The sequence below is a fragment of the Polymorphobacter sp. PAMC 29334 genome (assembly GCF_019431245.1).
Taxonomy (GTDB): Bacteria; Pseudomonadota; Alphaproteobacteria; order Sphingomonadales; family Sphingomonadaceae; genus Polymorphobacter_B; species Polymorphobacter_B megasporae.
Map to the genome: position 1 here is coordinate 574,142 of NZ_CP080242.1, position 14,917 is coordinate 589,058.

Below are 14,917 nucleotides of genomic sequence, written 5' to 3' on the forward strand. Positions count from 1 at the left end.
CGCGCCCCGGACACTATAGCCGCTCGCGCTTGAGGCTGATGCCGGCGCTCTCACGGTCCCAGGTGTCGATGGTGATGCCGGCGATGCGTAGCTCGGCCTTAACGACCTTGGCGGACGCGGTCTTGGGCAGTTCCTCGAGGATGCGGATGTAGCGCGGGATCATGAAGTACGGCATCCGCGCCGATAGGAAGTGGGTCAGCGCGACGCAGTCGACGGTGCAGCCCGGCACCGCCGCGATCACCGCCATGACCTCGTCTTCAGAAAATTCGCTCGGCACGCCGATGACCGCGGCTTCGCGGACGTCGGGATGGGCGACGATCTCGCTCTCGACCTCGAAGCTGGAGATGTTTTCGCCACGCCGCCGGATGGCGTCCTTCACCCGGTCGACGAAGTAGAAATAGCCTTCGGCGTCACAGCGGAAGGCGTCACCGGTGTGGAACCAGCCGTTGCGCCACGCGATCGCCGTCGCCTCCGGTTTTTATAGTAACCGCTATTCATCGCCCACGGCCGGTCGGTCCGTACCAGCATCTCACCGACCGCGCCTACGGGCACCTCGCAGTCGTTGCCGTCGACCAGCCGGACTTCGACGCCGGGCCGGACCCTGCCGCAGGTGCCGGGCTTGACCGGGTTGGGCCCCGAGACGATCGGCGACGACACCTCGGTCATGTTGAAGATCGTATAGACGTCGATGCCGAAGCGCTGGTGGAACGGCCCCGCCGCCTCGGTCAGCGGCACCATGAACGCGGTGCGGACCTTGTGCACGCGGTCATGCGGCGACGGCGGTGCCTTCATCAGGAAGGTCGCCATGACGCCGAGCAGGAACATGGCGGTACAGTCGGTACGCCGCACGAAATCCCAGAAGCGGTCGGTCGAATAGCTCTCCATCAGTGCGATCGAGCCGCCGCGGGCCAGCATAACGAACGGGATGCCCATGCCGCCGAAGTGGAAGATCGGCATGTTGACCAGGAAGCGGTCGGCGGCGTGCACGAAATGCCACGCCTCCGGGCCGGCGTTGGTGAATAGGTGCAGGTACGACGACAACACGCCCTTCGATGGCCCAGTTGTGCCCGAGGTGTAGATGATCGACTGATTGTGCCACGGCTCAATAGGTTGGCTGAGCGGTGCGAGATCGGCCTCAACGCCGCTAAGGTCGGTATAGTCGACAGTGGTGAAGCGAGCGGGAGCAGTGTGGCCACCGATAACGATGACGGTGTCGATCAACGAGGCGTCGCAGCCGTCGAGCCGCTCCAGCAGTCCGGCGTGGGCGACGAGCAGCGTTGCATCGGAATTGCGCAGCACGTGCTCGAGCAGATTGCCCCGATAGGCGGTGTTGAACGGCACGAATACCGCGCCGAGGTAGTTGATCGCGTAGAAGATAAGCAGCGCGTCGCGGCTATTGGGTAGCCACACCGCGACGTGATCGCCCTGCTTTACCCCGAGCCGCTGCAGCCCGACCGCGACGCCGATGACGCGGCGGCGGAGTTCGGCGTAGGTCCAGTGGCTATCGTCCTCGAACACGACATACTGCTGGTCGGGGCGGTCGGCGGCCCAATGGTCGAGCAGGTAGCGCAGCACGCAGGTGGTGCGGGCGGGAACGCGCGCATCGGCATGACCTGCTGGTTGATCGCTGGTCCGATCCATCATCCGCCCCATCCGTAGATTATTCTACTTGTCGCAGAACAATCTACTGGTGCGTCGCATCGCGTGCAAACGCTTTCGGGCCTTCAACGCGCTGATTTGGGCTGTGGCGCGACGATCCGCATGACGACCTTGATCGCGTCCATCACCACCTCGGTTGCCGACCAGCGACCGCCGTCGTGGTACCAGTTGGCGATCCAGCTGAGCAGGCCGCTGATCCAAATCGCGGTGCGCGACGCATCCTCGAACTCGAACTCACCGAGCTTCTTGCCCTTGTCGAGCAGTTGCCCGAGCTGGCGGTCGAACTCGTGCCGCAGATTTCGGATACGACGCGCATCGTCGGGGTCGAGGCTCTTTTCCTCGCGCTGGTAGACGCTGATGTACTTCTGGTTCTCGATGATGATACGCGCCACCCGTTCGACCACCATCTTAAGTTGCTCGGTCGCGCCGCCGTCGATCGCCAGCGCATCTTCCAGCGCGGTCAGCGAAAGTTGGATTCCGGTCTGGCAGATCTCCGACAGCAGTTCACTCTTGTTCCGGTAGTAGGAATAAATGAACGGCTTGGTAACGTGCAGCTGCTCGGCCACCGCGTCGAGCGTCGTCGCCTCATAACCGTTGGCGAAGAACAGGTGGCTGGCTTCCTCGACGATGCGGCGGCGCTTATAGGCCGCGACCTCGTTCTTCAACTGCGTCGGCTTGCGCGCCGGCGTCACATTCTCAACCACCCGGCTTTACCCCAGCTTGTTCGCTATCGCGCCAGCAATAGCGACTGGTTCCAGCGAGCGATACCGCCTCACCCAAGCGCCGTGCGCAGGATCTCCATAACGTCTTCGGCCTTGGTGACCGGGCGCGGATTGGTCCGCCCCCAGATGTCGGCGAGCGTGTAGTCGGCGATAAGCGGCAGTTGATTTTCGGAGACCCCGACTTCGCCCAGTGAGCGCGGCATGCCGAGACCGCGGATTAGCTTGTCGAGCAGCACCGACGCCGGCTGAGACGCATCGCCGAGGCAGGCGCTGATCCGCACCTGCCGGTGGCCGACGACGCTGGCATTCCAGGCCTGCACGAACGGCGCCATGACGCACGAGGTGTAGCCGTGCGGCACGTCGCAGGTACCCCCGAGCACATGGCCGATGGCGTGGCTCGCACCCATCGGCACGCCGGCGATGATCGGGATCATCGATTGCCATGCCCCGACCTGGCACTTCAGCCGCGCCTCGAGATCGGCGGGGTCGGCCTTGACCCGGGGCAGCCCGCCGGCGAGCAGGCGCAGTGCGCTGTCGGCGATGCCGTCGCAGTAATCGTTGGATTGGAGCGAGGCGAGAGTCTCGGTCGCATGGTCGACGGCACGGACACCGGTCGACAGCCACAGCCACTCGGGCGTGTGCAGCGTGATCGCCGGGTCGAGCACGACGCTGACCGGTACCGTCATGCGTTGCTCGTAACCCTGCTTCTGCTTGATCGTCTCGTCGGTGGCACCGGACAGCGAGTTGAACTCGCCGCCGGACAGGGTCGTCGGCACGCAGATGACGCGCACGTCGGGCGCCTCGAAAACCGGCGAGATCACCGTGCCGTCCACCTCGACGCGGGTCCTGAATGCGTACAAGCCCTCGGCGGTGGTGACATTATGCTTGAGCAGAATGGTGATGATCTTGCCGGCATCGGTAACCGAGCCGCCGCCGACCGTGACGATCAGGTCCGCGTTCGCGGTGCGCGCGGCGTTGGCGGCAGCCAGAACGTCGCCGCGCGGGGCGTGCGGCTGGATGCCGTCGTGGGTTGCGGCGTGGCGGCTGCCGAGCGCCGCTTCGATGCGCCGGATTTCATCGGTGTTGCGGTTGAGCGAAACGCCCGACAAGATAAAGACACGCTCTGCGCCAAGCCGCTCCGCCTCGGCGGCAATTGCCGTGGCGGCGGGCTGGCCCAAGGTGACGCGCTCGGTTGCGGTCAAGACGATCGTCGAAGCAGTGACCAACGTGAAACTCCCCGGAATCGGCCTCGTTGATCGAGTGCCGTTGATACTGGAGAGTAGCCAATTTATGAACCCGGTCAACCGACGACGAGGTTTGCAGTGGCGTTAATCCGCGCGGCTCGTAAGCTCGACGAAAATAAGATGGGAGGCACGATGACCGGCTCTGCAATCGACGAGGATCTTGGTGCGGCTGGCCGCCTGCAGGGCCGCTGTGCGCCCGGGTTCGAGGCCGTCCTCGACGCCTTCCGTGCCAATTTCACCGAGCGCCGTGAGGTCGGGGCGACAGTCTGCGTGATGCGGCACGGCGAGACATTGGTCGACCTGTGGGGCGGCATCGCCGACCTGAAGACTGGCAAGGCCTGGGAGCAGGACACCGTCTCCATCGTGTTCTCGTGCACCAAGGGCGCGACCGCGCTGTGCGCCCACATGATCGCCGATGCCGGCAAGTTCGCCTACCACGATAAGGTCACGACGCTGTGGCCCGCGTTCGGCCAGGGCGGCAAGAGCGAGACAACCATCGAGATGATGCTGTCGCACACCTCGCCGGTGCCGCACCTCCGCGATCCAATCCGCCCCGGCGGCCTCGCGGACTGGGACTATATGGTCGAGCGTGTCGCGGCCGAGGACGCGCACTGGGAACCCGGCACACGGCAGGGCTACCACGGCCTGACGTTTGCCTGGACCGTCGGCAACATCGTCCGCCTCGCGGCCGGCGAGCCAATGGCTGAATACTTCCGCCGCAATGTCGCCGAGCCGCTCGGGCTCGACTTCCACATCGGGCTGCCCGAGCATCATGACCACCGGGTTGCCTCGCTGGTCGCCGCCGATCCGGCCGAGGTCAATTTCAAGTCGAAGTTCTTCCAGTCGGTGCAGCAATCGCCGGGTAGCCTGCCGCAACTGTTCCTGACTAACAACGGCGGCGCTGATTTCAACTCGCGTACCATTCGGGGCGCCGAGATCGGCAGTGCCAACGGCATCACCAATGCACGCGGGCTGGCGGGGATGTACGCGCCGCTTGCTAACGGCGGCGGTGGGTTGGTAACCCCCGCAACCGTTGAGCGCATGAGGCGCGTCACGGCGGCGACGCTCGACGATGCCGTATTGCGCCAGCCCGCTCGCTTCGGGCTCGGCTACATGGCGAGCATGGATAATCGCGAGGGCGGCGGCGACAGTGTCATCCTCGGCGAGACGGCATTCGGTCATGTCGGCATGGGCGGCAGCATCGGCTTCGCTGACCCCATTCGTGGCTTGAGCTTTGGCTACACGATGAACCGCATGGGCGGAGGTATACTTCTTAACGAGCGGGGGCAGTCGTTAGTCGACGCTATATATTCACTGACGTAGATATCGACCCAATTAAGCCACCGACAGTAATTGCAGCTGGCAGTCGAAGGGCGAGCCCGCCCGGTCGTGGTCGGATCCTCCCAAGTCGCTTCTTGGCCGTGATTGGGACCCCGTGCCCGTGCCCGTGCTCGATGAGGTGATCCAACGCGGACCGACCGCTACCGACCAATTTAAGCCGAATCAGCGGTAACGAGCAAACTTCGCTATCGAGAACCTACCCAGATGCATTGAATGTCCGTTTCCAAATCAACACAGCGTGCAACGCGGGCTGAAGCGAAGTCCGCTATCGATACGATCGCCTCTAAGCGGTCAGTCAGACGACGGCCCCCTTGAAGACGACGCCGCGAGACATCAATCGTATAATGTTAAGGCGTCTATTTCATTGGCGGCAGATTAAAGGCCACAATCTTGGTGAAATTGATTGCAGATCCCCCCCGAGTACGCGACAAGCCAGCCAGATAGGAGCGTAGTCGCTAATTACGTATTTTAGCCTCGCTTCCTAATCTCGAGATTGATCGATAACACAAGTCCGGCGCCGCGGCCGATATGCAAACAAGGCAGAGTGTAGAGAGTATAGATCCGGGTCGAAGTGCTTGATTACAACTAACCGCTTGCTGTAGACGGTAAGGGGGACATGACTGAACCGCGCCCCCCAATGACTGAACGTCAGGTTACGACCGTCAGTGGCTTGCGGGCGCGTCGGGCTACACCAACCAGGCCAAAGCCAGCGATCATCATCGCCCACGATGCCGGCTCCGGCACCGAACCTCCGACGACCAAATTATCGATGCGCGCATAGCTGTTCAGCGTATCGTTGGCAGTTTCACCGGGTAGGAAACTGAAGGCAACGCTGGTGACACCGGCCATGCCAAGTGTGTAGGTCTTTAAAGCGCTTGTCATCGGAATTGCCAGCGCGGTGGGCGTGCCGCCGTCAAAGGCAACCCGTAGAGTTCCACCGAACGTGTCATTATTGACGTTGCCCAGTTCGAGCGATGTAAAATTAAAAGTGCCGCCGCCATCCTTGGTCAAGGTGTAGACCGGCCCTTTGTAATTGAAGGTCAACGTACCATCGTTGGCGTATGTACTATATGCCCAGCCGTCCGACTGTGGGAACTCAAACCCGGTGCCGGTAAGCGTGAAGCCTTTCTCCGAGTAGGTCGGGCCAAACAGCATATTTTGCGGCGCCGAATTGAAATCAATCGTGGCGGCAGTGGCGGCGGCAGGCATCGCGGCGATAGCGATGAGGAGGATCAAACGGCTCATATGCAACTCCCTTTTTATCTCCCCGCCATCTCACAATCCACCCATTTTCCGACTGTCTGATAGCCCCAAAGGTTAGGGCTCATTAATATTTGCTTCATCTAGTTCGAGTGGATCTATCGAAAGGTCACAAGATGCGCCTGATCACTCATCGCGATTGAAGACTCATTAGGCGTCGTGTGCGTTAAAACTGTCGGAATTCTTTACACTTATTACGAGGTCATTAAAACCGAGTCAGCCTTAACAATGCCTTAAGATCTGGCACGAAGTTTGCTTGGTTCAGCTTGGGGTATCATCCCCACCATTATAAAGAGGTGTGTTATGCGTAAATATCTCGCCACCACCGCACTGCTCGTCTTTGCCGGCAGCGCCAATGCCATGACCCTGGTTTCATCGACCAATGGTCCTGACATGGGTCCGGCTGCCAACCAGCACATTATCGCGGACTTCAGCTCCGCCGCTGGATTGACCGGGTCGTATACACTTGCGACCGGCTCTGTTTCGAGTCAATATGCTGCGCCACTCGGCGACTCGACGCAGTATCTGGCGGTCCTTGCTGGTCAAGTCGCTTCCTTGGCGATTTCGCCCGCTGTGAAGACGTTGAGCTTCTATTGGGGCTCAATCGACAATTATAATACAGTGAAGTTCTTCTCCGGCGGCACCGAGGTCGGATCGTTCACCGGTACCCAGGTTCCACCGGCTCCCGCTGACGGTAGTCAGGGCAATCCCCTGAACAACCGCCGGGTGTTTTTCAGCTTCGATGGTGCCAAGGTTGATTCGGTGCAGTTTAGCTCGTCTCAGAACGCCTTCGAGCTCGACAACGTCGCTGCTGCGGTTCCCGAACCAGCGACCTGGGCGCTCCTAACCGTCGGATTTGGACTTGTTGGCGCATCGGTTCGCCGTCGTCACTCGACTGTCGTCGCTGCATAGACAAATACGGTTGCGATCCAGCCGGGTCGCAACCGTACTGCGTTCGCCCTTACGCTCGCGAACTTGATATGCGCGTGGCCGTCGATCAGATATCGTAGCCGCTGATCATTGCGCCTTGAGGGCGTCACGATCGTTGTAGTAAACGCCCGCGCCATTAACTGAACATTCCAACACTATCAGTCGGTATCTGCCTTTCGTAATTTGTAATAACAACAAGCTAGTCAGCTGTGAGCTTGTTTTATCATTCAGAAGCAACGGCATTGTCGTAGCCCTGGATGAACGAAAAGCAAAAGGATTTGACTGGTCTGCTGTCGAAGGGTGCATCTTATCCTTTTGAACACAGATCATCTTCTCAGAAACGGGTTTAGTTGAGCAGTCTTATCGTAATCGCGATATTAATTAGTGGTCATGCGCAAGCTGAAGTGAACCTGACTTCAAGCTATCCAGACATGGGGTTGAGATGGCGCTATAACGAGATCCGATCCGAGACGGTGATCTATCCCGCCACTGGTCTTGTTTTGAATGTAAACGGGCTCGTTCAAGTAAATGACGCCTCGCTGATGTACGGGTCAGCACCCAAAGCAAGCTTCTATTGTAGTCGTTCATACGGCTTAATCACCGATATAATATGTGAACCGCCACGGCTTTCGAGGCTGGATTATCGGCCCCGAGGCTGGCGCGGCCCTGAACACTTCTGACCAAAATCTTCGAAGATCAGGGCACATCATGAGAGCCCGGTTGTACGCGAGGATTTTCTCCTGAATTTGAGGTCGGCCGTCAATGTCCGAAGATGACGACTGGCGAAGAGAATTTGTGGATGCACGGTATGGGGATTCGCTGACGCCAGGGTTTGCTCAATAATCCGTTACGATCGCAGACTAACGCGTCATCGCCCGCCATCAGAATCGGTATTGATACCATTGGTAGGGATGGTTGATCGTGAGGCGTACTCAGGGCAAGCTGTGCCAACCCTCAGTGCACCTCGATTCGCTTTCCCTGAAGCGTATTCTCTCCGATTAGAAACACTCGGTGCCGGATGGAACCGGTGGTTAGCCGTCGGTTTGCTCGTCACTGCTATGCTGGTAGAGATCGGCTGGTCAACTTGGCGATCCACGCTCTAGCCGACGTCTCAGATAGCGGCGTCGATACAGCAGCGGCATCCCGCAGTTGGAACATCATCCGCAAATGGAGCCAAATCATTAGTGAAGCAGACCGCGGGAATCTTACTCCCGCAGATTGTAAGTCAGACTGGGCAGGTTGACGGCAATCACTCGATTGATCGATCGACAATGACGACAAAGGCTATAGCGGATGTTGCGATAGGCGAGCAATTCAAGCGGCCGACTAACGTTCGTGTACAGCCGGTGTCGTTACCGCCTCCGCGATCGCACCGGTCGACACCCTCACAAGCGCTGAGTGCTCTGATTCAAGCTCATAAAACTCCAAGTTTTCAGTGCCGTTCCGGCCAAGGCGAAACAACCAGCTCGATTTGCTCGGACGAGTCTCTGGCGGCACTTGACCGAAAGCTGGCGGCCCGCTTTGCAACTCTGGATAATAGTGTCGATCCAGCGACAATTGAAGCGCTGCACTATGGTGAAACGACCTTTCTCAACGAACGACAGATGTGTTCAGAAAAGGCTTGTCTTGCTAAGGCGTATCGCGACCGACCGGATGACTTAGAAGAGGTTAAACCATGATCTTACTTGAATTATTCAAAATCGCGCTATCGAGAGAGTCGATCGATTACCAAGAGCCGACTTTTAAAGCTCGTCGTTTGCCGCCGTATTCGAAGATCTAAGGGATGGTGCTCACTCATGGTGCCACATCGACATTTCAAAAGTCTGCTCCCCTTTCGCGGCTGACAAAGATGGGCGTCGAGCCATACCCCAAACGTTGCGACGATACGCTATCAAAGTCATGTCTAAAGCCGCCATTATTGGAGGACACATTTGGCTCCGATTGTGATCCTCTCCGGGGGGATAACATTTAGGGATTGCAATGGCCTGCCGCGTATGGAGCCGAGTTCTGCTTAGCAGCCGGTTCACACTCCACCGAAGTCATTTCATCATGGCGAATGTTAACCAAGCCATCTGCGCTTAATCCAAACCGAAGAGTAGGAAAGGGCTTAAACCGGAGTGTGAAGCTATGGCGGGGATGCTTTGAAGTGGTCGATTTGACGTATAGACGTAGTTGAACAAAGGACCGCTTACCGCGAGCGATCGTCTGGAAGCGACTGGACCGGAACCCGCCCGAGATTGCTCAGGATCATAGGCTCCTCGTCGCCGAGACCGATCGAAACAACCTTGAGATCCGGCTTGCTAGCCGCGGTCGAACTCCACGCGATTGTGGCCACCGCAAATCGCAGAGCTTAAACCTCGTGATACGTCCTGACGGCATGGCTTCCCCTGCGAGACCGCAACGCCATGCCAATACCACTAAATCCGACAATCATCAGGCCCCAAGCAGCTGGTTCGGGAACCGTGCCTTGAGCCTGAGAGATGCTGAGGTTGGCATTGCCGAAGAACGGATTGATCAGGGTGAACGAGCCAGTCGCGAAGACCGGTGCGCTGGGCGAGCCGGTGAACAGCGTTGGCGCTATAAATTGTGTGAATCCCAAATTAGGAGCCGTGACGCTGAGGATGGAGAAAAGACCATTACCAAAGCTGATGGTGGACGCAGTTCCGCGGGTCCCGCCATATATGCCGACCACATCTCGAAACCCAAACTGATCCGAGCCCAGAAATGTACTGAAGAAGTCAGGAGTAGGGTTCGAGTCGAGCTGGAATATCGCCGTGCCTGATGGACCAGAAAGATCGAATGCAAGCGGCACAGCGCCAGCAGACACCGATATGCCGTAAGCTACTATCGCCGTACCAACCGTGAAAAGCGACTTGACGCTCATGGTTTACATCCTTCAGCTACGTGTTCCGCGCTGCAAACGTGCGTCATGCTACATCTCAACGACTGCGGGAAAATATACGAAGCGGTAAGGTTGATAAATACACCGTTGGTTAACGAAATAAAGAAAAGAATAAGCCGAGACGAACCGGCCTCGAACTGAACTGATGATGCTCGAGTATGTCCGCCGTAGAATCGCCGGATCGCGATCAATGACGCCGCGTAGATCCGCAGCACAAACATGGCCGACATCAATCGCGACGCATCCTGGTGCGAAGCAGGGCAGTACCCTTTAGGGCTCACGAGAATTGATCGCCGACTATTTAGCACTTCGAGGTTGAAAGCCGCCATGTGGCTTTCGGATTCCTTGGCGAACACCGGTTTCGGAACGAACATTGTTGGTCATGGGTCAGAGTATGCGGTCTAACTCCACGATCGTGTATCGGGCGATGGTATCGCTCGGGTCATCGCAGCGTTGTCAACCTGCAGTAGGTCCAGAAGACCTTGGCTTCTGATCCGTCGGAAAGGGCAATGCAGAGCTATGCGTTATCGGACTGGCATCGACGTCAGCAGTTTGAACAATCAAAAATATAAGTGGGATTATAGCTGCAGCACGCATCCCTAACGACCTTGTGGCGATTGAGCGGGTGACGAAGCGTTCGACACTGGTGGCACCAGCCAGTCGTACGCGTTCTTGATTTTGGTATCGTAATTCAACGTGCACAATATGCCGCTGGAAAGACAGGTCTTGCGTGCGATGTCGGTCATTGCTCGGTCCTACCTAACGACCGGTTGCGGCCCGATGTGCCGCCATGACCGATTTGAGCTTCCGAGCCGACGCGGCGTTCTAGCCCTGTATAACGAAGGTCCGCTTACGGCGATTAGTCGCCCGAAAGCTGCCAGACGGCGATCGGCCCCAACGCCGTAATGCGCTCTGGGGCATGGTCCCGTGCGTCGGCGATAGCCGCTGCTTCCGCACGTCGAAGGGCTGCATGGAGATCCTGTGAGCCGAGGTTTTTTACGGCAACGTCGATCGCACCTGCTCGGGCGGCGATTTCTACGACCGTGCCGGCAGTATCCACAGCTACGACGCGCAGCATCACTGGTAATTCGGCGATATAACCCATAACGGCGCCCCCGAATGACATCTGGGGGGTATCGTCGCTCTTGCAGGTGGCGTCCCGCGGCTCGCGATGCGTTAGCTCGCCTGTCGCCGCATCGTCGGCAACGCCAAGCTGATTTGCCATCGCTAAATTAGTGGCGACCTGCTTCCAGACTAGATCTCGCGCTCCTGCGTCCGATGTTGGCCGTCCCCGCGGACGGTAAAGCTGAGGATGGCGACGTCTGGCGGCGTCTTATCAACAGCGTGCCCGATAATCGCGATTCGCGAAGGTGCGACAGCGCTTACCGACGCGATAGAATTACTCATCGCGATGGCAAACCACAGCATATCCGTCCCTAAATTCAGTTCGAACAGTTAGACTGCGCTAGCTTTTCTATGACCTAATCGGGCAACGCAGCTTTTTGCGAGAAGCTACCCTCCAAATCCTGGTTTCCTATACGGAGCCAAAGAGCAAGTTGACCAAGCGACCGCTTTAGCAAGCGGCCGTCTGCCCGACACGGCTAGCTATGGGAGGGAGCTGTCGGCAGCCTTATCCGCCGGCGAATGGCAGCTTTGCTGCATTCGCCACCGTAAAGCGGCCAGGCGGCATACGTCTCCACAAGCTTGTTGGTCTGGCGCCCACCAATTCATGGCGGGCACACGCCGTCCCACGCTGATAGGTGCCGGACATCCTCATATTCGGCACGTATTTAGGTCACAACGACCTTATTCCGGTAGCGCGCAGAAACACCGACGAGGCCAAAGCCGAGAACCATCAGCGCCCACGATGCCGGTTCAGGCACTCCTGGCGCCACGGTCGCGATGGTGAACGACGCACCAATTGTCACCGGTCCGGCGATCGTGGCACGTGGCGTCAGGCCCACATTGTTCTGGCCGCAAACTGCGACACCGGTGCAGCTGGTTGTGGTGAATTGAAAATCGAAGCCCCCGCCAGCTACGAAGTTACCACCGGCAACCAGCGGGATAGCGTATATTTGGCCGGGCGTATCAAGGAAGAGTGTGACCGTCGTCGTAGGATCGAGAAAAGTATAAAAAAACTGATTGACGTTGGCCGGGTTTGACTGTGCGCGCGGAGCGGCGGGACCACCCTCGGTCGTGTCTGGTCCGGCATAGCTCGTGACGAAAGAATACGTACCGCTGTTAAAGCCGGGGTCGCCGCCACTGATTGCGCCCGAGAAGGTGAACGTTGACGTCGTTCCATCGTAGCTGCTTGATCCTTGCCCGACCTTGAAGCTTCCGATGCCGGGAGCGACCGGACCTTGTCCATAGAGAGTCAGGCTCTGGCTTCCGGCACCGAGGGCAACCGAGGTAGCATTTGCTTGAACGGCAACGGCTGCAATCGTGGCGGCGATCGCAATCTTCAGAACGTCGACCATTGTAGACCCCACTATTTGCTCGAGAGACGTTAACCAATATGCAATTTTTGTGCCAAAAACCCACGCGACCATCAATGCTCGACAAGTCCATGATTTCAACAGATTACAGCAATTCGGGTATCCCATGTCGACACTCATCGACTGGGATCAGCTCTAAAGGTGTCGGAATACTTTACAATCGAGTTGATCTAGATGTGTGGTATCTTCCCGGAACCGACGCAGCACCCGCACGATTTACTGTTCGCCGTTTGAAGATATCGTGGAGAACCGCCAACGACAGACGGTTTGAATTGAAGGTCTGCTTTCCGCAGCCGTTGGCGCTATAGCTGCCAGGCGGCAATCCGCCTCGTCCTGAACGACGTCCGGCAACGTTGCCGGTAACGCGCTTAGTATGCGCTAAAGCGCGCGCGCTGGAGCACAGGTGAGCCATCAGCCATGGTGCCGACAATCACATGCGTGGCGCCGGCAGGCAACTTGCCGTTATCCGGGGGAAGAACCGCACTGCCGTTTCGAACCTGCGCCAAGACGAAGGCTCGCTTTTCATCGTCGTCAGGGACGATGACATCGCCGGATCCCAAAGGGTGACCGGGAGGCAGGCGACGCTGATCAGTGGTCACACAGTCCGCAATCGAAGAGGATACGTTCTAGGCGGTGGTTGCCACCCGAACTGACGACGCGGTGCGTCTTCAGTCGCTTCTGATGATCGAGCACAGTATGCACCGTTGGCCTGTACTCCACGCGACCACGCGTGAACAGGTCGTCGACGAAATGCTGCGCGGCGTCCGCGCCCGTCGGAGCCGCGATCGGTTGCGCGTTATTTGAAGCCGCTGCGGCGATGAAGGCCCTGTGCTGGCCGGGAGCATCGACAAACAAGAGGCCTTCCAGCCCATAATGCTCGGCTTTAAGTGCAATCTGCGGCAAGGTGCCCGGCACAGCGGCCATGCTTTCCGCCATCGCCGCTGGCGCGCTCGCGACGAGACTTAATGTGGTCGACGAATGGAGCGACAGGATTTGGCGCCGGACGAACACTGCCTTGAGAGCAGATGGGTAATCTTCGTCGGCGCTTTTTGAGGCCAGGACCATTTGCGCCGCCACCTGCGCGTACCAGTCCGATACCACGGAAGCGGCCTTTATTGCGATCGCGAGGATCGAGCCCATTTCGTTGGAGACGGCCAACAGCATCGCTTCCGTCGGCGGAGAAGCGCCAGCCTTGATTTGCAGCATGGCGCCCAGGATTTCAAAGAAGGCACCGGTAAATACGCGGGAGAACGAGTGTGGTTCGGAAGAGAGCTGCGAGGCAGGACCGGAACTCGGCAGGCTGGAGGGGACCCTGTAAGTAAAGGAGTTCGCCGCATTGCGCAGACAGTCGACTTCGACGGCATCGGGCATCTGTGCCCGGATCGCAGCACCTAGCTGTTCAGCAAGGCGCGAAAGTCTGGATGCCTGCGCAAGCTTGCCGCCGGTGGTCGATAAAATGTCCGAGCGCAGAGACTGAAGCTGGAGGGCGGACAGTATCGCGCTCATGTCGCCGAAGGATTCGTGGAAGGCCGCGACCTCTTGGCTCGCGGCACCCCACAACTGCGGCTTGAACGAGTCGAGGATGGCGTGGCCCATCTCGTGACAGATCACGTCGGGACTTTCGCCGCTGTAGACGGTGCCGGACGGCGAAGGCCCATGAAAGAAGTTCAGAGCCTTGCGATCGTAATAGGCGTTCAGGTCTTGGCCCTCGTCGAGCAGAACTGGAAGTGTCTTGCCCAATTCCCACGCCGTCAGGGGGACGACTACCGCCCAGAAGTCCGCTCCTCGCCTGAGGGCTTCCGCCGCTGTCCAATAGCGAAACTCCTTGGTATTCTGCGCGTAGGTCGCTGCTGGGGGCGCGGGTTTCGAGAAGCGAAAGGCTAATGGCGTATGTGCGATGTCGGGCACGGGCCGTGGGCCGAGCACACCCGATCCTGGATCGTCTTCCCAAGCAACGACGGTCCCGCCCGAGGTCGGAGAAGATTTGGGAGGCTTCCTGGGACGGACGGCGGATCCAGGCGAATTTCCGGTCTTCGATCCAGCTTTCCGTGCCATCCGAGTCGCCCCCTGCTTCCCGCAACAACTATGACACTCGACCTTAGTCGAGGCAAGTCATTCGGTATCGTCGAGGCGTAAGCGAGCCAGCCGTTGTTGACTGGTTCCCAGATGCGGTCCATTTCTGGAACGAATTCACAGCGTTCAAAATCGACAAGTTGTCCAACGACGAATTGCGCACTACTCTCGCAGCGACCGCATGCTGCTATTGGGCACATACGCTGCCGATCGCAAGCTTACAAATTGCCGCGAATGAAGATCCCATACGTCGTGGCCATTGGCCATGTCGCCGAACAACGTCCAACGCAA

At 58.6% G+C, this 14,917-nt stretch carries 12 protein-coding genes and 1 pseudogene; 3 read left to right on the forward strand and 10 right to left on the reverse strand.

What is annotated here, in order from left to right:
* Nucleotides 1–13: 13 nt before the first annotated feature.
* The 3 genes and pseudogenes from KZX46_RS02660 to KZX46_RS02670 all read right to left on the reverse strand — a co-directional run bounded on the left by KZX46_RS02660 (nt 14) and on the right by KZX46_RS02670 (nt 3,607).
* Nucleotides 14–1,641: pseudogene (locus KZX46_RS02660) on the reverse strand (AMP-binding protein).
* 83 nt (nt 1,642–1,724) lie between these two features.
* Nucleotides 1,725–2,363 (reverse strand): TetR/AcrR family transcriptional regulator, encoded by a 639-nt coding sequence (locus tag KZX46_RS02665; protein WP_219773790.1) that lies wholly within the window; start codon nt 2,361–2,363, stop codon nt 1,725–1,727.
* Between the two features lie 68 nt (nt 2,364–2,431).
* Nucleotides 2,432–3,607, reverse strand: coding sequence for an iron-containing alcohol dehydrogenase (locus KZX46_RS02670; protein WP_226895828.1), 1,176 nt, complete (start codon nt 3,605–3,607; stop codon nt 2,432–2,434).
* 150 nt (nt 3,608–3,757) lie between these two features.
* Here KZX46_RS02670 and KZX46_RS02675 point away from each other — a divergent pair, with 150 nt between their 5' ends.
* Nucleotides 3,758–4,948, forward strand: coding sequence for a serine hydrolase (locus KZX46_RS02675; protein WP_219773791.1), 1,191 nt, complete (start codon nt 3,758–3,760; stop codon nt 4,946–4,948).
* Between the two features lie 666 nt (nt 4,949–5,614).
* Here the strand turns inward: KZX46_RS02675 and KZX46_RS02680 are convergent.
* Nucleotides 5,615–6,211 (reverse strand): PEPxxWA-CTERM sorting domain-containing protein, encoded by a 597-nt coding sequence (locus KZX46_RS02680; protein ID WP_219773792.1) that lies wholly within the window; start codon nt 6,209–6,211, stop codon nt 5,615–5,617.
* Nucleotides 6,212–6,478: 267 nt separating this feature from the next.
* Here KZX46_RS02680 and KZX46_RS02685 point away from each other — a divergent pair, with 267 nt between their 5' ends.
* Nucleotides 6,479–7,138 (forward strand): PEPxxWA-CTERM sorting domain-containing protein, encoded by a 660-nt coding sequence (locus KZX46_RS02685; protein ID WP_219773793.1) that lies wholly within the window; start codon nt 6,479–6,481, stop codon nt 7,136–7,138.
* A gap of 1,289 nt (nt 7,139–8,427) precedes the next feature.
* Nucleotides 8,428–8,835, forward strand: a complete 408-nt coding sequence (locus tag KZX46_RS02690; RefSeq protein WP_219773794.1) for a hypothetical protein — start codon at nt 8,428–8,430, stop codon at nt 8,833–8,835.
* 671 nt (nt 8,836–9,506) lie between these two features.
* Here KZX46_RS02690 and KZX46_RS02695 read toward each other — a convergent pair.
* The 6 genes from KZX46_RS02695 to KZX46_RS02720 form a co-directional block, all read right to left on the reverse strand.
* Nucleotides 9,507–10,040 (reverse strand): PEPxxWA-CTERM sorting domain-containing protein, encoded by a 534-nt coding sequence (locus KZX46_RS02695; RefSeq protein ID WP_219773795.1) that lies wholly within the window; start codon nt 10,038–10,040, stop codon nt 9,507–9,509.
* 617 nt (nt 10,041–10,657) lie between these two features.
* Nucleotides 10,658–10,804 carry a hypothetical protein gene (locus tag KZX46_RS02700; RefSeq protein ID WP_219773796.1) on the reverse strand — a complete coding sequence of 49 codons (147 nt, stop codon included), beginning with the start codon at nt 10,802–10,804 and terminating at the stop codon, nt 10,658–10,660.
* 113 nt (nt 10,805–10,917) lie between these two features.
* On the reverse strand, nt 10,918–11,163 hold the full coding sequence (locus KZX46_RS02705) for a hypothetical protein (protein WP_219773797.1): 246 nt from the start codon (nt 11,161–11,163) through the stop codon (nt 10,918–10,920).
* 685 nt (nt 11,164–11,848) lie between these two features.
* Complete coding sequence (locus KZX46_RS02710) at nt 11,849–12,535, reverse strand: PEPxxWA-CTERM sorting domain-containing protein (protein WP_219773798.1); 687 nt, start codon at nt 12,533–12,535, stop codon at nt 11,849–11,851.
* A gap of 386 nt (nt 12,536–12,921) precedes the next feature.
* On the reverse strand, nt 12,922–13,152 hold the full coding sequence (locus KZX46_RS02715; protein ID WP_219773799.1) for a hypothetical protein: 231 nt from the start codon (nt 13,150–13,152) through the stop codon (nt 12,922–12,924).
* Nucleotides 13,142–14,461 carry a hypothetical protein gene (locus tag KZX46_RS02720; protein WP_219773800.1) on the reverse strand — a complete coding sequence of 440 codons (1,320 nt, stop codon included), beginning with the start codon at nt 14,459–14,461 and terminating at the stop codon, nt 13,142–13,144. The genes KZX46_RS02715 and KZX46_RS02720 overlap by 11 nt, the downstream gene beginning before the upstream one ends.
* Between the last annotated feature and the right edge of the window lie 456 nt (nt 14,462–14,917).